Annotated in this window: 18 protein-coding genes and 1 tRNA gene; 17 read left to right on the forward strand and 2 right to left on the reverse strand. The window is 35.2% G+C overall.

Features of this window, described 5'->3' with window-relative positions; all coding sequences use genetic code 11:
* Positions 1 to 28: 28 nt before the first annotated feature.
* The 14 genes from IR022_RS18910 (at position 29) to IR022_RS18975 (ending at position 16,109) form a co-directional block, all read left to right on the forward strand.
* A complete protein-coding gene (locus tag IR022_RS18910; RefSeq protein WP_050709019.1) occupies positions 29 to 319 on the forward strand; it encodes an HU family DNA-binding protein in 291 nt (96 codons plus the stop codon).
* Positions 312 to 2,513, forward strand: a complete 2,202-nt coding sequence (locus IR022_RS18915) for an HU family DNA-binding protein (protein WP_194204895.1) — start codon at positions 312 to 314, stop codon at positions 2,511 to 2,513. Before IR022_RS18910 ends, IR022_RS18915 begins: the two co-directional genes overlap by 8 nt.
* A 309-nt stretch (positions 2,514 to 2,822) precedes the next feature.
* Positions 2,823 to 4,553 carry a lysine--tRNA ligase gene (gene lysS, locus IR022_RS18920; protein WP_194204896.1) on the forward strand — a complete coding sequence of 577 codons (1,731 nt, stop codon included), beginning with the start codon at positions 2,823 to 2,825 and terminating at the stop codon, positions 4,551 to 4,553.
* A gap of 119 nt (positions 4,554 to 4,672) precedes the next feature.
* Positions 4,673 to 5,671: an NAD(P)H-dependent glycerol-3-phosphate dehydrogenase gene (locus tag IR022_RS18925; RefSeq protein WP_050709016.1), complete on the forward strand. Its 999-nt coding sequence runs from the start codon at positions 4,673 to 4,675 to the stop codon at positions 5,669 to 5,671.
* 5 nt (positions 5,672 to 5,676) lie between these two features.
* On the forward strand, positions 5,677 to 7,023 hold the full coding sequence (locus IR022_RS18930) for a glucose-6-phosphate isomerase (RefSeq protein ID WP_050709015.1): 1,347 nt from the start codon (positions 5,677 to 5,679) through the stop codon (positions 7,021 to 7,023).
* Positions 7,024 to 7,141: 118 nt separating this feature from the next.
* Positions 7,142 to 8,167: a 23S rRNA (adenine(2503)-C(2))-methyltransferase RlmN gene (gene rlmN, locus IR022_RS18935; protein ID WP_194204897.1), complete on the forward strand. Its 1,026-nt coding sequence runs from the start codon at positions 7,142 to 7,144 to the stop codon at positions 8,165 to 8,167.
* A gap of 12 nt (positions 8,168 to 8,179) precedes the next feature.
* Positions 8,180 to 8,836, forward strand: a complete 657-nt coding sequence (locus IR022_RS18940) for a hypothetical protein (protein WP_050709013.1) — start codon at positions 8,180 to 8,182, stop codon at positions 8,834 to 8,836.
* A gap of 147 nt (positions 8,837 to 8,983) precedes the next feature.
* Positions 8,984 to 10,075, forward strand: coding sequence for a 4-hydroxythreonine-4-phosphate dehydrogenase PdxA (gene pdxA, locus IR022_RS18945; protein WP_194204898.1), 1,092 nt, complete (start codon positions 8,984 to 8,986; stop codon positions 10,073 to 10,075).
* A 99-nt stretch (positions 10,076 to 10,174) separates the two neighbouring features.
* Positions 10,175 to 10,870 (forward strand): NDP-sugar synthase, encoded by a 696-nt coding sequence (locus IR022_RS18950; RefSeq protein WP_194204899.1) that lies wholly within the window; start codon positions 10,175 to 10,177, stop codon positions 10,868 to 10,870.
* 133 nt (positions 10,871 to 11,003) lie between these two features.
* The gene (locus IR022_RS18955; protein ID WP_050709010.1) at positions 11,004 to 11,867 is read left to right on the forward strand and encodes a hypothetical protein; all 864 of its coding nucleotides are present in this window, start codon (positions 11,004 to 11,006) and stop codon (positions 11,865 to 11,867) included.
* A gap of 169 nt (positions 11,868 to 12,036) precedes the next feature.
* The gene (locus IR022_RS18960) at positions 12,037 to 12,957 is read left to right on the forward strand and encodes a CDP-alcohol phosphatidyltransferase family protein (protein ID WP_194204900.1); all 921 of its coding nucleotides are present in this window, start codon (positions 12,037 to 12,039) and stop codon (positions 12,955 to 12,957) included.
* Between the two features lie 121 nt (positions 12,958 to 13,078).
* Positions 13,079 to 13,801: an HAD family hydrolase gene (locus IR022_RS18965; RefSeq protein ID WP_194204901.1), complete on the forward strand. Its 723-nt coding sequence runs from the start codon at positions 13,079 to 13,081 to the stop codon at positions 13,799 to 13,801.
* 713 nt (positions 13,802 to 14,514) lie between these two features.
* Positions 14,515 to 15,813, forward strand: coding sequence for an inositol-3-phosphate synthase (locus IR022_RS18970; RefSeq protein WP_050709007.1), 1,299 nt, complete (start codon positions 14,515 to 14,517; stop codon positions 15,811 to 15,813).
* A 222-nt stretch (positions 15,814 to 16,035) separates the two neighbouring features.
* Positions 16,036 to 16,109, forward strand: a tRNA-Arg gene (locus IR022_RS18975).
* Between the two features lie 220 nt (positions 16,110 to 16,329).
* Here IR022_RS18975 and IR022_RS18980 read toward each other — a convergent pair.
* Complete coding sequence (locus tag IR022_RS18980) at positions 16,330 to 16,506, reverse strand: hypothetical protein (RefSeq protein ID WP_157258074.1); 177 nt, start codon at positions 16,504 to 16,506, stop codon at positions 16,330 to 16,332.
* Positions 16,507 to 16,785: 279 nt separating this feature from the next.
* Between IR022_RS18980 and IR022_RS18985 the strand changes: the two genes are divergently transcribed.
* From IR022_RS18985 to IR022_RS18995, 3 genes are all read left to right on the forward strand, one after another.
* Positions 16,786 to 17,130 (forward strand): hypothetical protein, encoded by a 345-nt coding sequence (locus tag IR022_RS18985; protein WP_194204902.1) that lies wholly within the window; start codon positions 16,786 to 16,788, stop codon positions 17,128 to 17,130.
* 85 nt (positions 17,131 to 17,215) lie between these two features.
* Positions 17,216 to 17,665 (forward strand): hypothetical protein, encoded by a 450-nt coding sequence (locus IR022_RS18990; RefSeq protein ID WP_194204903.1) that lies wholly within the window; start codon positions 17,216 to 17,218, stop codon positions 17,663 to 17,665.
* 248 nt (positions 17,666 to 17,913) lie between these two features.
* Positions 17,914 to 18,108, forward strand: coding sequence for a hypothetical protein (locus IR022_RS18995; RefSeq protein WP_194204904.1), 195 nt, complete (start codon positions 17,914 to 17,916; stop codon positions 18,106 to 18,108).
* A gap of 163 nt (positions 18,109 to 18,271) precedes the next feature.
* Here IR022_RS18995 and IR022_RS19000 read toward each other — a convergent pair whose 3' ends face one another.
* Entirely contained in the window at positions 18,272 to 20,230 is a 1,959-nt protein-coding gene (locus tag IR022_RS19000; protein WP_194204905.1) for a hypothetical protein, read from the reverse strand.
* Positions 20,231 to 21,356: the final 1,126 nt, after the last annotated feature.

Raw genomic sequence — 21,356 nt, forward strand, 5'->3', positions numbered from 1 at the left:
ATGAAAGTATTTATAATCCGGCAAATCTATGACAAATAAAGAGTTAATTGCAGAGCTGTCTAAAAGATTAGATTGGACACAGGCTCAGACCTCTAAGATTCTAGAGGATGCTGTATCTGTTGTTAATACTAATCTGGCAAATTCTAATTCTATTAACATACAAGGGTTTGGATTGTTTGAAACCAAAAGACGTCAGGAAAGGATGTCGGTAAATCCTGTTTCTAAGCAGCGATTTCTAGTGCCTCCAAAGATTACTACAGCGTTTCGTCCGGGTCAGGTAGTTAAAGATAAATTAAAAAAGTTGTCTGAGAATGAATGATAAACTATCACTTCAAGATTTGGTTGATATCTTATCGAAGAAAGCCAAGATAACGAAGAAAGATGCAGACTCTTTTTTTAGAGAGTTCTTTCAATTGATTTTAGAACGGATATTTGATAATGATTCTGTTAAAGTTAAAGATTTCGGAACATTTAAACTAATCTCGGTAAGTAGTCGCGAGAGTGTAAATGTAAATACAGGAGAAAAAATAGAGATTCCTTCTCATTACAAATTAAGTTTTCTTCCTGACAAAATACTTAAAAATTTAGTAAATAAACCATTTTCCCAATTCGAGACAATCTTGTTGGAAGATGGAGTTGTGTTCGATGCTTCTGTTGATAACAGCGAAAATGCTGTTGAAGATGAAGTTGTTGAGAGCCAAGAAATAGATATAGAAAATGAGGACGAGAGTATCGTCTCAGAAATTGAAAAACCGATTGTTGTAGAGTCTGCTCCAATAATTGACAATGTAAATAACACACCGGTGAGAGAAAAGGATATTGATAAAGTAAACTCCGAAAAAGAATCGAGACCGCAAGATTCTTCAAAACAAAGATATCCTCAATCATTTGTGTACACATACACTTCTTCGAAGCCATCTGAAGAGTCCGATTCTATAATTCTTACTGTTCCTAAGGATGACTTAGTTAGACCTGTTGTATCTTCAGAACCGGAGATTGAAGAAGTCATTCAAGAAGAAGCTCCCGTACAGAAAGAATTTCCAATAGAGTTGCTGGATCTGCCTCATGTACCAGTTGATGGTAATGACGAGGAAGAAGAGGAGGAGGATGTGCAGGAAGAAGATTCTGCAGATAAGTCTACGATTGTAGAAGAATCAGAAGAGGTAGCGATAGAGGGTGAAAAGGTGGAGGACATTATTGAAGATGTTCAATCCGAAGTGATAGAAGATGAAGAAGAGGTGGTAGTGGAATCAGTGCCATTGGTAGAGCCTCTCTCTAAAAATATAGTATCAGACGATCTTGAGTTGGAATCTGACTTTGATTCGGAAATAGAAACAGAGGAAGATATTATCATTCCTGCTCCTATTCCTGTAATTGAAAGGCTGGCGAAGAAAGAAACTTCGTCTGTTGATCGTGATGCTCAGAATAAGATAAAAGAGGAAAAAAAAGCAGCATTTTCGAATGAAGATCCAGAGCGTCCTTTGTTCCCCGTTGAGGAAGAGGAAGTAGTAACAGAAATGGACTTTGTTCCATTAGGAGAATCTGGATATGAAGGTATTGAGGCCTCGGAGGCTAATGAGAAAGAGCCTGTTATACCTCCCGTTGGGAATCAACGAAGCTATGCAGGGAATAATAAACCTGCGGAAACTAGAAGCGTCTCCTTCTCTGATACGATAGATCCAGTTGATATTCCATATCATGATTTTAATTCGCCTGATATAGGTTCACGATTTAGGAAATGGTTACCAATGATAGCTTTTCTATTGGTTATTGTTGCTTCTCTAACTTATGGTTTGATTAAGATGCTTAATAAACCTTATGATTTTGAGTCTAATCTGGGGAGAACTAATCTTTCGTTGACGGATACTTTACCTTTTATTGATGAAGTATCACCTATGGTCGAAGCAACTGACGCTATGCTTGATTCTATGAAGAAGGTACAAGCCCAAGCTGTAGAGGATACAGTTAAGACAATGAAGAAAGAACCTATAGTTCCGATAGCTAAAGAACCCGCTGTTGAGCCAAAGGTTGAGGCAGTTAAAGCGGCTATTGTTGGAGAGACAGATTCTTTGACTAGAGGAACAATAGATGCTGAAAAAAATAGTTTTGTTATTTCAGATAAATTGAAATTCGGGATACTAAATAAAGCCGAGTTTCATTTGGGAAAATATAAAAATGAAAGTAAAGCTGAGTCGGCTTCTGGTTCGCAAGTGAAACCTCAAGTAGAACCGAAGGTTGAAGCTAAGCCAGCTTCTGATTCAAAAGCAAAATATGCTACAATAAGAAAGGGTACAACTTTGCGTACGTTGGCAACAACTCATTACGGCAATCCCGATTATTGGGTGTATATTTATCAAGCGAATAAAAAGAATATAGCTAATCCCAATAATGTGCCTATAGGAACAAGCCTTCTTATACCGCCTTTATCCGATTATGGGGTGTATAATCCGAGCGATGCAAGAGAAATTCAGGTAGCTAAAAATCTTGAAGCAAAAATTCTAAGACTTAGATAAAAACGATATACCATACTGTTCAATTATAACTATATTGGGTTTGTGGTGGTAACAAGGTATTAAATTGGGTTTTCGACCTTAAAAAAGAATAACAGATATAAGTATCTGTTATTCTTTTTTGCTTTTATATGTAAAATACGTACAATAATTTGTAATTTTACCAACTCGTGAATTTATGTCAATAACGTTATTTATTCACTATTTAGAATTTAAATTAGAGTGAATATTGCATAGCAAGAGATTGCTTTGAGGATAATTTGTAATTTAAAGGAAAATCGACAGAAAAAGAAAGTAAAAGAATATAAGATAATGAGTATCCTAGAATTAAGTGAACAAGAAATTTTTCGAAGAAAAAGCCTCGAGGAGATGCGCCAACTGGGTATAGATCCATATCCTGCGGCATTGTATGAAACGAATGCATATTCGGTTGAAATAAAAGAAAGCTTTAAGGATGATGCAGAGCGTCGTCAAGTAGCAATTGCCGGTCGCATAATGAGCCGTCGTATTGCAGGAAAAGCTGCTTTTGTTGATCTTCAGGATTCTGAAGGTCGCATACAATTATACATTACCAGAGATGATCTTTGTCCAGATGAAAACAAAGACTTATACAATGTAGTTTTCAAGAAATTATTGGATATAGGTGATTTTATAGGAATTACAGGATATGTATTCCGTACTCAGATGGGAGAAATTTCGGTTCATGCTGAAAGCCTTACTGTATTATCTAAATCGCTTCGTCCGTTGCCTGTTGTTAAGGTAAAAGATGGAGTAACTTACGATGGTTTTACTGATCCTGAAATGCGTTACCGTCAGCGTTATGTTGATTTGATCGTAAATGAGGGTGTAAAAGATATATTTTTAAAGCGTACAAAAGTGTTTAACTCAATGCGTAATCTTTTCAATGAAAAAGGTTATATCGAAGTTGATACACCTGTGTTGCAAAGTATACCTGGAGGGGCATCTGCTCGTCCGTTTATAACTCACCATAATGCCCTAAATATTCCTCTTTATTTGAGAATAGCTAATGAGTTGTACTTGAAACGTATGATTGTTGGTGGATTTGATGGTGTGTATGAGTTTTCTCGTAACTTCCGCAACGAAGGTATGGATCGCACGCATAATCCAGAATTTACTGTAATGGAAATCTATGTAGCTTACAAAGACTATATCTGGATGATGGAATTTACAGAGCAAATGATCGAAAAGGTTTGTTTGGATGTATTGGGTACAACAGAAGTGCAGGTAGGGGACAATCTAATTAATTTTAAAGCTCCCTATAAACGTGTGACGATGATTGATTCTATTAAAGATCATACAGGAATTGATATTAATGGGATGAATGAAAGTCAATTACGTGAAGTTTGTAAGCAATTGGGCGTTGATCAGGATGAAACAATGGGTAAGGGTAAACTTATCGACGAGATATTTGGCGAAAAATGTGAAGGCAAATACATTCAGCCCACATTTATTACCGATTATCCTATCGAAATGTCTCCTTTATGTAAACGACATAGAACCAATCCTGAGTTAACCGAACGTTTCGAATTGATGGTTAATGGTAAAGAATTGGCAAACGCATATTCTGAATTAAATGACCCTATCGATCAACGCAATCGCTTTGAAGAGCAATTGCAACTTTCGGCAAAAGGTGACGATGAGGCGATGTTTATCGATCAGGATTTCCTTCGTGCCTTAGAATATGGTATGCCTCCAACATCGGGTATGGGTATTGGAATGGATCGTTTGGTTATGTTATTAACTGGACAAACAACTATTCAGGAAGTATTATTATTTCCTCAGATGCGTCCCGAAAAAGTAGTTAAGAGAGATTCTATATCAAAATATACAGAAATAGGTATTCCTGAAGAATGGGTATCAGCCATTCAGAAGGCAGGCTATCTGACAGTAGAGGATTTGACTGAAGCTAATCCTAATAAATTATGTCAGGAGTTGTGTGAAATGAATAAGAAGCACAAACTAGAATTAGCCAACCCGAAAGATGAGGAAGTGCAAGCATGGGTTAACAATGCTAAAAAATAAGGTCGGAGACCTTTTATTTACTTTGGAAAGTAATTGACAAAGTTAGTTATGACTTAAAATATGGAAAGTATTTTGTTTACTGTAATTAAGTCTCTATTGTTTAACTTGAATAATGACCGATGAACTATCCGGGAAGAATAGCTATAATAGGAGGAGGAACATGGGCTACTGCCCTTGCTAAAATAGTGTTAACACAGGAGACACATATCAATTGGTATATGCGTCGTCCTGAGCAAATTGAAGATTTTATAAAAGTAGGACACAATCCTTCTTATTTGTCGAATGTGCCATTTAATTTATCTAGGATTTCTTTTTTCTCAGATATAAATGAGGTAATAAAAAATTCGGATACTTTAATTTTGGCTGTACCTTCTCCGTTTTTGAAAACTCATTTAGAGCAATTAAAAACGCCGATAAGTGACAAATTTATTATATCTGCAATAAAGGGAATTATACCCCCTGAAAACTTATTGGTTACCGATTTTCTAACTAAAGAGTATGGTGTACCCGCAGATAATATTGCAATAGTAGCAGGTCCTTGTCATGCTGAAGAGATTGCACTCGAGCGCTTGACATATCCCACTATTGCATGTACAGATATGGCAAAAGCTAGTGCTGTTGCCAAGATATTTACAAATCGTTTTGTGAAAGCATCTACTTCGGTGGATGTAAATGGTATAGAGCTGGCTGCCGTCTTGAAGAACGTATATGCCATCGCGGCAGGTATATGTCATGGGTTGAAATACGGAGATAACTTCCAAGCGGTATTGGTTTCGAATGCAGTACAGGAAATGGAGAAGTTTATGGAAGTAGTTTCTCCGATCAAGCGTCATATATTTGAATCGGCTTATATAGGTGATTTATTGGTTACTGCCTATTCTAGTTTCAGCAGAAATAGAACTTTCGGATCGATGATTGGAAAAGGATATTCGGTAAAAGCTGCACAAATAGAAATGGAGATGGTAGCCGAAGGATATTACGGAACTAAATGTATAATGGAAATGAATGCACATTATTGCATAAATATTCCGATTGTGGAAACGGTTTACCGTATCCTTTATGAAAAAGTTCCGGCACGAATAGAAATTAAGCGTTTAAGAGAAGAAATATTAAAATAACAAGAATGGAAAAGGTTATAAATTTAAATGTTGATAAAGTATTTTCTTTTGTAAGTAAGTCAGAAATAGAAGCTGGTGCAGCTTTGGCTAAACAATACAATGAAACTTTGCATAAAGGTTCGGGTAAGGGAAGTGATTTTCTTGGATGGCTAAACCTTCCTTCATCTATCTCAGATGCAGACCTGAAAGATATTGCAGATACAGCTCAAGTATTGAGAAGCAAATGCGAAGTAGTAGTCGTTGTAGGTATTGGAGGTAGTTATTTGGGAGCAAAATCGGTGATTGAAGCTCTATCAAACTCTTTCGACTGGTTACAAAAAGATCGTAAAAATCCGGTGGTAGTATATGCCGGTCAAAATATCGGAGAAGATTATGTGTCGGAGCTTATCGCTTATTTGGCAGATAAATCGTTCGGTATTATAAATATATCAAAATCGGGAACTACAACTGAACCTGCTCTTTCGTTCCGCATCCTTAAAGGAGAATTGGAAAGAAAAGTTGGAAAAGCTGAGGCTAAAAGCCGTATCGTAGCAATCACAGATGCAGCTAGAGGAGCTTTACATACATTGGCTAAAAAAGAAGGCTACAAGATGTATGTAATTCCAGATAATGTAGGAGGTCGTTTTTCTGTACTTACTCCTGTTGGTTTGTTGCCTATTGCAGTTGCCGGATTTGACATCCAAAAACTGGTAGCAGGTGCTGCTTTCATGGAAAAGAATACAGCTCCAGATGTTCCATTTGAGAAAAACCTTGCTGAACAATACGCTGTTACTCGTAACGAATTGTACAAAAAAGGAAAGAAAATAGAAATTCTAGCTAACTTCAATCCAAAACTTCACTTCTTTGCAGAATGGTGGAAACAATTGTACGGAGAAAGCGAAGGAAAAGAAAATAAAGGTATCTTCAATGCTGCTGTAGATTTTACTACAGATTTGCATTCAATGGGACAATGGATACAAGAAGGTGAACGTTCTATCTTCGAAACTGTTCTATCAGTAGTAAATCCTCATAATACGGTTCTTGTACCAAAAGATGAAGAAGATTTAGATGGATTGAACTTTTTAGTAGGTAAACGCGTTGATTTCGTGAACAAAATGGCGGAACTAGGTACTCAGTTAGCTCACGTTGACGGAGGTGTACCAAACATCAAAATTGAAATTCCTGAATTGAGCGAATATTATTTGGGACAACTTATATATTTCTTTGAAAAAGCATGTGGTATCAGTGGTTATATTTTAGGAGTAAATCCTTTTGATCAACCTGGTGTAGAGGCTTATAAAAAGAATATGTTTGCTCTGTTGAATAAACCGGGTTTTGAAAAAGATCACGAAGAAATACAAAAACGTCTTTAAAGGTCGCAGACCTTTCTATTTCTAAGCTGTGGGGGCAAACCTATGTGTTTGCCCATTATAGGGAACCCATATAATTTGCCTCTGCAAATAGAAATATTAAATTACTTAAGAGTACAGAATGACAGAGAAAAAGCACCTATTGGGGCTAACTTTAGATGAACTGAAAGAGGTTGCATTAGAGTGTGGGTTGCCTAAGTTTGCCGCTAAACAAATGGCAGACTGGCTTTATAAGAAAAGAATACTTACGATAGAGGAGATGACAAATCTATCGTTAGCGAATAGAAACCTATTGTCGGAGAAATACGATGTAGGACGTTCTTTACCTATCGAAGATCAAAGGTCGATAGATGGAACAGTAAAATATCTGTTCAAAACAGATGCAGGGAAATTTATCGAATCGGTAATGATTCCTGAAGATGAGAGAGCCACTTTATGTGTATCGTCTCAAGTAGGATGCAAGATGAATTGCTTGTTTTGTATGACAGGAAAGCAAGGCTTCAATGGTCACTTGTCAGCAAACGAAATATTGAATCAAGTATGTTCGATAGAAGAGTCGGATGATCTTACCAATATCGTATTTATGGGTATGGGTGAGCCTCTTGACAACTACGAACAGTTGAAAAAAACATTAGATATTATGACTTCGGACTATGGTTTTGCATGGAGCCCGAAGCGTATTACCGTTTCCACTACAGGGGTCACTCCCAAGTTGAAACGTTTTTTAGATGAAAGTAATGCTCATTTGGCAGTAAGTTTACATACACCAATGAAGGAGCAACGATTGTCGATAATGCCAGCTGAGAAAGCATTCCCTTTATCGGGAGTTCTCGAACTGCTGAAACAATATGATTGGTCAAAGCAAAGACGTTTGTCTTTCGAATATATAATGTTTAAAGATTTTAATGATTCACTGGTACATGCTAGAGAGTTGTTCAAAATATTAAACGGTTTGGATTGTCGGGTCAATTTGATTCGCTTCCATGCTATCCCTGATGTCGATTTGGTAACATCTACTAACGAAACCATGGTTCAGTTTAGAGATTTTCTGACTCGCAAAGGGCTTATGTGCACCATACGTTCTTCAAGAGGTGAAGATATATTTGCTGCTTGCGGAATGCTATCAACAGAGAAGAGTAAGAAGTAAGATTATGTCATTATGAGTAAACAACCACATATAAATTTTACAAATATTTCTGATGGAAAAAGCTCGTTTGATAAAGAATTTCAAACTACATTTCCATCATTAAATAAACTTTTGTCGAAAGCCAGCTGGATTGATTTTACAATAAATAGCAATCAGGTCTTTCGTCAATATATTTGGACAGATAAACATGGCAATACCTCCGGATGGTTATGTCACATGGAGCATTGTGTACCCCGCGGACGTAACATTATACATGAACATGCTTTGCTCTCTAAGAATGTGGGGACTATAGTTCAGTATTGGATTGGAGGTCATCGGAATATAGATACATTTTTGACCAACAACGAGCATACTTTTACTTTAAAAGATGCTGTTATTGGTATGGGCGGTTGGGAAGAAAACTATCTTGCGGCATGTAAATCGGAAGGTATTGAGCCTTTAGATATAAATGATCTTGTAACCTTTGCTCTTGAGGCAAATGGCAATACAACTTTCTATAATAATAAAACGAAAGAAATATTCTTTTTCGCACACGATGGTTATTCGCCTATCGATATTTCGAAATTGAAAGGGCAACCCGAATATACTATTCATAAATTTGATTCTGTGAATACATTTACCGACTATGCCGAGCAATTGGCTCATCAGTGGGAAAAGGTAGTAAAATAGGTCACATACTTTTCAACTTACTTAAGTGAGTTGTAATATTTAATACTATATCTTAAAGTTATAACTGGTTATTATGGTTATAGCTGCTAAAGCGATAAAAAGGTCTGTGACCTTAAGGAACAAATTACTTAGAAAAACTAATATACAATGATAAAAGTAGGAATTACACACGGTGACATAAATGGTATTGGCTATGAGGTCATACTTAAAACGTTTGGCGATCTCCGTATTGCGGAATTATGCATTCCCGTAATATACGGATCTACAAAAGTTGCAGCCTATCATCGCAAAGCTTTAGAGTTGCCTCCTGTTACTTTCAACCTGATTCAGGAAGCGAATGAAGCAGAGGTAAACAAAGTGAATGTTATTAATTGTATTCCCGATGACATAAAAGTTGAGTTGGGTAAGTCTACTAAAGCAGCAGGAGATGCCTCGTTGAGCGCATTGGAAAGAGCTACTGCCGATTTGGCTGCCGGACTGATTGATGTATTGGTGACAGCACCTATCAACAAGGATAATATACAACAGGACGCCTTTCATTTTCCCGGTCATACGGAGTATCTGGAGCAGAAGTTCGGACAGGATGCATCTAAATCTTTAATGATTCTTGCTAAAGATGACTTAAGAGTTGCTCTTGTTACAGGGCATCTACCTTTAGGTAAGGTTGCCGAAAATATTACTAAAGACAAAGTAAAGGAAACGATCGGTATATTTAATAAATCGCTGCTTCGTGACTTTAATATAGATAAGCCTCGTATCGCAGTACTTTCACTGAATCCTCATGCAGGAGAGAATGGGTTGTTAGGAACAGAAGAAAACGACATTATTATTCCTGCTCTTCGTGAGATGGAAGAAAGTGGCGTTTTGTGTTTCGGACCTTATGCAGCCGATGGCTTTTTTGGATCGGGACAATTCAAGTCTTTTGACGGTATATTAGCCATGTATCACGATCAAGGTTTAGCTCCTTTCAAAACATTAGCGATGGAAGAGGGTGTTAACTTTACAGCAGGTTTGCCAATTGTGCGCACATCACCTGCTCATGGCACAGCTTATAATATTGCAGGAAAAAATGAAGCATCGGAAGACTCGTTCCGTCAAGCTATTTATCTGGCAATAGATACTCGTCGTAATCGTATTGAGTATGATAAAGCACACGCTAATCCTTTGAGAAAAATGTATTACGAAAAAGGTGGAGATAATGAAGTCTTAGACTTAACTAAAGAGGTTTCAGAAGATTAAAGGTCGGAGACCTTTTTGTGGCTTTGAGAAGTGTAATAACAATAATCAGTTATTGTAGCAAACAAAGCAATAAATATTTATTACTAAGAATAGGATAAGATGAATTATGCAATAATAGCCGCCGGAGAAGGTTCGAGGTTGGCACAAGAAGGGGTTACATTACCAAAACCCCTTGTAAAGTTAAATGGTGTGGAGATGATCCGCCGCCTGATTGATATTTTTGCGAAGAATCAAGCTGACTCTATCAGTATCATTGTAAATGAAGAGATGAAAGCGGTTCAAGAATACGTAAAACAAATAAAACTGGATATTCCATTGAATATCGTAATTAAATCTACTCCCAGTTCGATGCATAGTTTCTTCGAATTGAGAGATTTTTTACGTAATGGCAAGTTTTGTTTGACTACTGTTGATACAATATTTAAGGAAGAAGATTTCGAACAATATATTAAGGCTTTCATCGCAGATTCTGAATCGGATGGTATGATGGCCGTTACAGATTATATTGATGACGAAAAGCCTCTCTATGTAGGTGTAAATGAAGCTATGCAAATTACAGGATTTTTGGATAATTCAGACTCTTGTAAATATATCTCAGGAGGTATCTATGGGCTTACGCCTAAAGCAATCGATACACTCGAGAATTGTTTATCTTCAGGACAATCACGCATGCGTAATTTTCAGCGTCAACTTGTGGCTGATGGACTGTGTCTCAAAGCATACCCATTTCCTAAGATTGTAGATGTTGATCACGCAGAGGATATTGTGAAAGCAGAAGCTTTTCTAAGGAATTAAGGTCTCAGACCTATTTATTGCTTTGGTAAGGCTAGTAGCTAAATCTTGTTATAATTGAAATGTAGCATACGTATTTTGCAGCCTCCAAATAAACCGGAAATCAAAAAGTAGAGCAATCATATTATAAATAATCATGTCTAAAGGAAAACTAACTGGGATAAAGCGACAAACCAAATACTCGCCCAACCATATTGGAAACGACGGTACCATCTACAATATGACAGCGCAATGTCTGAGAGATATGGGCTACGACGTACAAGATTATACAGAGTCGGAATTTGTTTTAAGTGATATCAAGGATAAATTTATCTTTGATATGGCTCGTGATAAGAGTACAATCAAATGGTTGAAGCATCTGGAAGATAATGGCTCAGTTGTTATAAATTCGGCTTATGGTATCGAAAACTGTACCAGAGGAAAGATGACGCGTATGCTTATCGACAATAATATACCTCACCCCGAAAGTATTATTATAGATAGTAATGACGATCCTACCGAATTGTTAGAGCAAATGGATGCCAATGCATATTGGATCAAAAGAGGCGATTTTCACGCTATACACCGAGAAGACGTTGCTTTTGCAAGAAGCATAACCGAAGCTAAGGAGATTTTGAAAGAATTTGCATTCAGAGGAATCCCCAATGCAGTTATAAATGAGCATCTTGTTGGAGATCTTGTGAAGTTTTATGGTGTGGCTGATACTGACTTTTTCTATCATTTCTATCCTTTTGATTTGAGCCATAGTAAATTTGGGTTAGAGGAAATAAATGGAGCTGCCAATCAGTATGCTTTTTCTGTAGAAGCTTTGAAAGAAGCTTGCGATAAAGCAGGAGAAATTCTGAATATAAAAATATATGGAGGTGATTGTGTTGTTGCAAAAGACGGGTCATTTAAAATCATAGATTTTAATGACTGGCCTAGTTTTGCTCCTTGTCGTGAGCAGGCTGCCCCTAAAATTGCAGAATGTATAGATAAACACGTACAAAAGCATATTTAATATCTTCTTTAACACAATACCTATTTAAGTATTCTTTCTTTGCTGAAAGTTGTTCTTGTAGTTCATCTTAAGGAAAAAGGGTTAGGTTATTGGGTTGAACAGGGAAAGCAAGTATTCAGAGATCTGAATATAAAGTTTTTGCAGAATTAAGAATAGAAAATAATTTCAAATGAGTCCAGATAAAAAACCGACTTTAGAATCTACGCTGAAATCGTCAGATACCGAGGAGTTTATAGATATTTATTTTTATCGCCCCATAGGTTATAGATGGGCATTACTTTTTCAGAAATTAGGGATAACTCCCAATGCTGTAACTATAGCCAGTATTTTTATTGGAGTAGGTTCGGGTATCTGCTTCTACTTTGATAATTTCTGGGTCACTATTTTAGGTATACTTCTCTTGGTATGGGCCAATTCATACGATAGTGCCGATGGGCAATTGGCTCGTATGACTAAACAATTTTCAGCATTAGGTAGAGTGTTAGATGGTTTTGCCGGAAATCTGTGGTTTGCTTCCATTTATATTGCTATCTGTATGCGTCTGTTCCCTGTATGGGGATGGAGTATATGGGCTTTGGCTATTATAACGGGCTTTTTTCATAGTAAACAAGCTTCTATGGCCGATTATTATCGCAATATACACTTACTGTTTTTGAAAGGAAAATCGGGTAGTGAGTTGGATAATACTAATGAACTGAATCAAAAAAATGCTACACTAACTTGGAAGTCTAATTTTGGGGAAAAGTTAGTTCTTACCTTTTATACCAACTATACAAAGGGACAAGAAAGTTGGACTGGTAACTTTCAAGTCATGTTTAAACTGTTGAAAAGTAAATATGGTGAAACTGCTCCTGAGCAGTTCAGAGCCGATTTTAGAGAAAAAAGCCTACCTTTGATGAAGTGGACTAATATTCTCTCTTTCAATACTCGTGCAATAGCTTTGTTTGTTGCTATGTTGATTAGAGAACCTTGGCTGTATTTCGTGTTCGAACTTATAGTTCTCAATGTGATTTTGGTATATATGGTTTGGAGCCATGAGAAAATGTGTAAAACATTTACAAAAAAGATTGCAGAACATAAATACGACTGAGATCGTATTTATTGAACTTAAAGTCACATTCCTTTTCCTAGCTAAGGTAATGGTCTGTTATAATTGGGAAGTGTATCAATAAATACTTTCATTTACTTAATAATTAAAATAAACCGAATATATGTTTGATTTGAGTGCCGTTAAAGGTATTATTTTTGACTACGGAGGTACAATAGATAGTAATGGTGCACATTGGGCTGAGGTCTTATGGGATGCCTATAAGGATGTAAATGTACCAGTAACTAAAGAAGCCTTTCGCGAAGCTTATGTATATGGAGAGCGTTATTTAGCGACACATCCTGATGTGCAACCAAATCATAACTTCTACGATTTATTGAAAATAAAAACAGACCTTCAGATCCGTTATCTGCTAGAGCAGAAATTGTTAGAAGATAATGACAAAACGGCTGGCTATTCTCTTGCTATTTCTAAGCAATGTTATCTTTTTGCTAAAGAGATTATAAGTAAAGAAAAGGAGATTTTAAAAGCTTTACAAGATCGTTATCCCATGGTGCTTGTTTCTAATTTCTATGGAAATGTACAAGCAGTATTGGGCGATTTCGGTCTATTAGAGTTCTTTGATGATATTATTGAATCAGCCGTGGTAGGTGTACGAAAACCTGATCCAGCCATCTTTGGTTTGGGGGTAGATAAGTTAAAGCTTCCTGCTTCTTCTATTGTAGTGATAGGAGATTCTCATGCAAAAGATATTGTGCCTGCCTCTAAAAACGGATGTCAGACTATCTGGTTAAAAGGACCAGGGTGGGGCGATGATGATCCTGATGCAACTGCTGATTTGATAATTACTGATTTTATGGAGTTAGCTACTGCCTTTAAAATATAATTAGAATGAATAGCAACCTATCAAAAAACAAAATGGTCAGAAGCTGAAAACTATGTGTTTTTGGGGATAAAGTTAATTTTGGCGGAATTCCTGAAGAATACCTAGAAGATACTTTTGTTACAGTTTTTGAAGTAGATTTGATTCTTGACTATTTAGAATTTGATGGGACGAGATGTTTTTTAGGTTTTGAAGATCCTGATATAACAGGTCTTATCGTCAACGGAAATATGAATGTTTCTAAGCATATAGATTAAAAGAATACAGATGTTGGGATTGGTGCTCACGTGTGGGTAAAAGGGAATGTTTCAGCTGATTGTATCGATAATGATGAAAGATGGCAGGAAACTACAAAAAAACAGCTATCTTTGAAAACTATCTTTATGGTGATGCCGAATAATGCTTTAAGGGCTTATTTGGATGAGAAAAAGATTTTTAGTGATTTAGATATTGACTCTTTATTTGATTGATGCTAAATCTACATGTACTTAATATTTGATAATACAAGAGCGTTGGTCTGAATATTTATTCTTAATAATGGATGCCGGTTGTATGGCGGAAAAGCCCGGGTTGGGAGAATAAAATGAGATGAATCTTCACCAAAGCGATTTTATTATATAGGTTTCTCTTCTTAGGAGTAAAATATTCTGAATGAAGAAAGCCGCTAGTTTAAAGGATTACTGCGGGTTGCAGTGTATTTTAATTTAATTTAAAAAATGGAAAAAGTACAAGTGAAAGAAGCCAAAGGTAAACTTGGTGTTCTTGTTGTTGGAGTTGGTGGTGCAGTGGCATCTACATTTATCGCAGGTACATTAATTTCTCGTAAGGGATTAGGTGTTCCTGTTGGTTCAATCACTCAATTAGCTACAATGCGTTTGGGTAAAAGAGAAGAAAATCGTTTTCCGAAGATCAAAGATGCAGTGCCTTTGGCTGATCTTAATGATATTGTATTCGGAGGATGGGATCTTTTCGAAGATGATGTTTATAAAGCAGCTAAACATGCTGAGGTATTAACTGATGAAGATCTAAACAAAGTGAAAGACGAGCTTTCGGCAATCAAGCCAATGAAAGCAGTATTCGATCAAAATTTTGTAAAAAGACTTCATGGTACATGGGTAAAACAAGCTCCTACTAAGTGGGACTTGATGGAACAAGTAAGAGAAGATATCCGCAACTTCAAAAAAGACAATAACTGCGATAGAATAGTTATGATCTGGTGCGGTAGTACAGAAGTATTTACTCCTCTTGGTGAAATTCACAAAAACCTTTCTTCTTTCGAAAAAGCAGTAAAAGAAAATCATGCAGATATCGCTCCATCGAACTTATATGCTTATGCAGCTATTGCAGAAGGTGTAGGTTATATCAATGGTGCTCCTAACTTAACTGTTGACATTCCTGCAATGTGGGAATTCTCAGCACAAAAACAAGTTCCGATCTGTGGAAAAGACTTCAAGACTGGTCAAACTATGTTGAAGACAGTTCTTTCTCCTATGTTCAAAACTCGTATGTTAGGTCTTAGCGGATGGTTCTCTACAAATATTCTAGGTAATCGTGACGGAGAAGTTCTTGACGATCCAGGATCATTCAAAACAAAAGAAGAATCAAAATTATCGGTTATCGATAATATCCTTCAACCAGAATTATATCCAGAACTTTATGGTAACGTATATCACAAAGTACGTATCAATTATTATCCTCCTCGTAAGGACAATAAAGAAGGATGGGATAATATCGACTTGTTCGGATGGTTGGGTTACCCAATGCAATTGAAAGTGGATTTCCTTTGCCGTGACTCTATTCTTGCTGCTCCTTTGTGTCTTGACCTTGTATTGTTCTCTGACCTTGCACAACGTGCTGGCATGAGCGGTATCCAAAGCTGGTTATCATTCTACTTCAAGAGCCCAATGCACGAAAAGAATCAGATTGCAGAACACGATTTATTCATCCAATATGTGAAGTTAAAAAATACACTTCGTAAAATGATTGGTGAAGAAACTGTTGATTTTATCGACTAATATAGCATAACTATATAATTTGTAAGAAAGGAGGATTTTGTCCTCCTTTCTTTTTTACTTTATAACTCAATAGACTTAAAAAATTATATAAATCATAAGTTTCTTTACTTTAGAATTTTAGGTGTATAAGTAGTGTCTTGTTGAAATAATTTATTCAAAAAAGTGTCTAAATACTTGCATAATCTAAAAAAGAGCGTTACTTTTGCAACGCATTAAAGCAATGGCTGCGTAGCTCAACTGAATAGAGTATCTGACTACGGATCAGAAGGTTCCAGGTTTGAATCCTGGCGCGGTCACTATAGAAGCACTTAGAACGAAAGTTCTAAGTGCTTTTTTGTTGTGGTTATGGCTGGTTTATGAGTGAAAGTTAAACCGAGAGTTAAACCAATAGATTGAATGATTCAAATAACTAATATATGATTACTGGTTGTGAATGGCTTCTCAATTGTTATAATAATATGAAACTCATTAGATGCGGTTATATAAGCTTATTTAGGTATAATGTAGTTGTTTTAATTAATACCAACTTTCCACGCTCGCTATTTCGAACAATCTTCCATCGGGTGTAATAAAAACAGATTCATATTCTTCGCCAAATAAATCAGCGTAGTGTTGTAGATACAAGGCTTCTACTATTTCTGGATCGTAGAATAGTTTAATAGAATAAGCTTTACCTGTAATTAGCTGCTTCATTATAAACAGGCTAATAATGTCCATAGGATAATTACCACAGCAACAAGTGCTGCACCTAGAAAGAATTTTCGTCCTTTTATCATACGGTCTACAAAATCAGGTTTTCTTTTTAGCATTATTAAATTATCTTGAGTTCGCGAAGTTATATCAATAAAATGGAATTGATACAATTCTTTATTCTTTAAAATAGGAGAAAGCATCTCTAAATAAAAGGGTGTTGCTTATTGTTAGTATTCTAAAATCATTGTAGCTTTGCCTGCTAACTAACAACTATTATTGATGAAATATTTTCTATTTTTGGCTCTCACATCTATTCTACTTTCGTTTACAACTTCTTGCTCCAAGGATGATAATAATGATATTGGTAATAAGACGGAATATGCAGCTCAGTACAAGAAAGTTCTTAATGATATTGCTGATAGTACAGCGAGGCTTGCAAAGCTGAAAGAGGAAGCTAAGGGCCTTTCGGGTGGTCGGCTTATCGTTGTTCAAGAGCAAATATCTCGTGAATCAAATAATTTGTCTGAATTAAAAAAGAAGAAAAAGGAATTAGAAAAGAAATTAGGACTGGCCTTATTGGAATTCGATAGTAGTAATCGTATCGAATCAAAATATTTGATCTAAAATAAGATATAATCTAAGTTATGGCTTATTTTCAACTCAGAAACATAAAAAAATAATGAAGCAGTTCTTTCTTTTTATACACCTAATGATAGCATCTATAGTTTGTGCGCAAAATACGACTTCTAAGGATGTAGATATAACAAGCATCTTCTCTTATGACCAATTTGAAGAGACTAAAAAGTTCATACTTAAAGAAGCTCCATATAATGTTACATCTAGTCTTAGGTCTACTATGTATAGGTTCCAATGCACTAATACTGATATTGAAGTAAGGTTGGCATCTATTGTTAGATTCCCTGCTATTGAAAACACAATGGAAGAGATGAACGCAAAGATGAATAATCCTAAAATGTACGATGCTATTCTCTTAATGGTGTTTGACAAAGATGGTAATTCGTTTTATCGAATTAAACAAGACACCTCTACTCACAGAATATATCTTGAGCCAGATACGCAGGAAAGCTTGACAATGCAGAAAGAACAAGTTCGCGGATGTTTAAATTGTGTCTTAGAAGAGATTACAAAGAAACAATAGCTTATTTTTTCTATTGGATGAATTTTTTTCGGCTTTTATGGCTTTAATATATGCTTATGTATAAGGTGTGTGTCCTTTAAATAATATAAGGTTTACTATTGAGAGTTCTTCTAACTCAGTGATTGTATTTGTAATTTTATATACAACTTAGCTATTATGTAAATTGCTTTTATATTGAATTAACTAAACATCTTGTGCATTGATCTTGTTTAAATTAATAATGGGAATTATAATTTAATCAAAGTATTATGGAATTATTAAAGTATTTTCTAATAACAATCGGAGTTATTTCTATTGTTTTATTTATTGTGTTGTTAGTTATAGGAGTTAAGGTCGTATCTACCATAGTGTTGTATGTTGTTGGTGCAATTGCTATACTGGCATTGATCTGTTTTATCTTTTTTTATGCCGGTAAATTATTTGGAAGAAAGGAAAATGAATAAAATTCATTAATCATAATTTTTAATTATTAGAAAAAAGGAGTCGTGTTATTTAATAACACGACTCCATCCCTAAAACAACCTTTATTAGTGATTATCTATAACTTTTCCCTCATTTATCTCGCAATGAATTGTTTTGTAAATATTTGTAGAGATATTAAATTATTCATCGGGATAAACTCACTCTGAGAGGAAAAGAGTAGTTGTAAGTTGGTTTTGAATTACCTAATGGGTAAGGAGAACTTTTATGTGTCACCTGATCAGATAGGTTATATAGAACTGCTTGGGTTATTCCTGATCTTTTTGTTAATGGAAGTACTTTCTCTTTATGAAGAGAATCAATAGATATGACAGTTGTTTCTTCTCCATTAAAGCCGATGTTTCGAAGTGTGGTGATTATCTCATGTTTCGAAGAGTTATACTTGTGAGTATATTTCTTTAAGCTCTGATCCTGAGTTTCTCCACTTATAATAGTGTATACTTCTTGGCGTAAACGACCTGTGTTGAAAAGAGGCAGATTGTTATTCTCAACATACAGGTATTTTGTCTCAACTTTCTCATTCACGGTTTCCGTCTCTTTTACAATATGATTTTGTACGTGAGGGTTAGATAAACTTGTATAGGTATATCTAATTACTTTCCTGGGAGTTGTTGAGGCTTTATTAGATGGAGCAATAATTTTTAGTTCTCTCACAAAGCGGACAAAGCCTAAAGGATCGGCTGGGCATAATCCTTTAATGCCGAGAGTAGGATAATAGGTATATGATCTTTCTATTCCGTTAATGTCAATCGAAGACAGGATATTGCCTTGATCGTCTGTTTCCATATATTCAATCTCAGTACGCTCTCCGGAACTGATACTATTATAGGTTTGAGTTATTGTACGAGGGAAATGAAGGTTTGCTGGTTGCTCAAAAAAGTTACCGGGAATTTGATTATAATCAATTCTCTTAACTTTTAATCCAAAATCGGTTTTAGTAATTTCAGTTATCAAAAGATGAAATTGATTATATTCTCTTTCAATATGGATGGCATGCTTTCCATTATTATCTAATAATGTTTCCCAAGTCCAATAAGTATAATCCAGAGTTGTTTGCAGGAGATCGTTTATAGCGGGCTTGTCTGGGATGCTACCACATAGACTGAAACCTGTATAATTCAAACTTTCCATGAAATAGTATTCTTTAGTAATAGATGGTTGTCCGTCTCCGTCGTTAGTTGTGTGTTGATAAACTGTAGGAAGCCATTGGTTATTTGTAACTTGTATGCCTTGTGGATTGTATGAAATTGTCTCAAAGGCGCCTTCCCCCTTAGCGAAATGAGTCATAACAATTTGTATAGAGTCTAAACTATTGTTAAGACCAGATAAGTTAATTCTTTCATAATCGAATGTGTATTTAGGCAACCCTTCGGGTTTAGTGTCATTTAAGAACGGATAACTCAGGTTTAACAACATTATTGGAGTACCTTGTTGTGAGGGTTTCCCATATATGAGGTTTACTTTAGCATTCCCATTGATTGTTGGATAATTATATGCAACAGTCTGGTTACCTTCTATTATGAAATGTATTTGTTTAATCCTCGTTTGACGGTGAGTTATTTCCTCCAGTAAAGGCATGGAGTCTGTGTTATATTTAAAATCAAATATTTCACCATTCTCATATATAAGACTTGTAATAGTTGCAATTCGGAAATCTTCATCACAAGTGAGTATCTCGCGGATGCCATCTTTGTTAAATACTTCGAATTGATTTTTGCTATTTCTTTTGATTCTTATATTCTGAACTTTCAGATCTTTTAAATTGATATATTCTCCACTTGAAGGATATATAGGTCGTCCGTTTAAATCTTTCTCAACTTCATATTTAACACCTGTCATTGAAGTGAAGATACCTCTAGATAGATCTAATTGAGTTGTTTTTAAGTGCCAATTACGACCAAAGCCTTTATAACCTGCTTCGAGAACAGAGAATGAAAGGATTAGTGGACGCTCAGGTCCTTCTATATTATAGGGTTTAAGAGTAACTAAGTTGATGTTACAATCGTATTTTCCGGTACGCGGATCAACTCCCGTTGTTAGAGCCGATTCTAAATTAAATGCTGGGGTGTGAAGAGTTTCTGGCATAATGTCGCCTTTTTGTTAATTGATACTTACTTGTAATTTGTAGAATGATAACCTGCTTTCACTTTTAGAGCTAATTATGGGTAGCCGAGATCCCAACGAATAATATATTATTCGTTTTTTTTAAGTCCATAATGTCTAGTCCTAATTGATAGATGTGAAAGTATTCTGTTGTTTTTTAGTAATGGCATTCTTGTTTTAGAATGCTTTTATTGCCCTTTTTTATCTTTCTCTCGAAAGTTTATTTCTTTATTGGAAGGTCTGAGTCTCTATTTTTACGATGTAGTATATACGTATTATACTATTCGAGTTTTAATAAGAGATTACTTTATTCCAAATTTAGAAAATAAAGAGCCAAGTAAAATAAAGTAGACTACCGGTAGTAATGAATAAATCTATTCATGTAATCAGACTTTATTTGAGGTCATCATATAAACCTTAATTTTAGCAGATTTAATTGTTTTTTGTTCTGATGTAATAAACCTAGTAATAATCTATTCTTCTTCATTCTTACATTAAATTGTAATGACTTAGGAAAGTTGTTCATTATAATTTTTTGATATTTATTATTTAATGATCAATCCATAGATCGAATTTGTATTGCAAAATTAAGGGTGTTAATCAGGAAATTCAGAATATATTATCAATAATCTATGTCAAAAAATGTCCAAAATAGCCCTCCCAGCATAAGAAAAATGCTTATTAATAATGATAATGTTAATTTAGTGGATTGAAAAATATCAAAAATGTATATTATATTAAATTTTCACTTTTAGATAAGTCTATTTGTTGAGAGTTATATAGTTAATAATGAGGTGTTTGTGGTTGATTTGGGTCTGTTTTCAATCATTTTTGGTATAATAGTTCTTTTTTTATTAAAAATATAGCTTCTGATTATGTACAAAATAGTATTCGGTTTTTTATTTGTTTTATATAGTAAGAGATTATATTGTAGTTGTTTATGTTGATTTATGGACTTTATTATGAAGGATAATGAGTCTTGAAGAAAAATTGAAAACATAGTTAGACCAATTTTTGATGAAAAGGAAGTTGTTATATAGATATTTTCAATTCTTTATATATGTCCTTTATTCCTTAAGCTTGTAGTCATAAATATGGTTTTGAACAA

This window comes from Dysgonomonas sp. GY617, assembly GCF_015233815.1.
GTDB lineage: Bacteria > Bacteroidota > Bacteroidia > Bacteroidales > Dysgonomonadaceae > Dysgonomonas_A.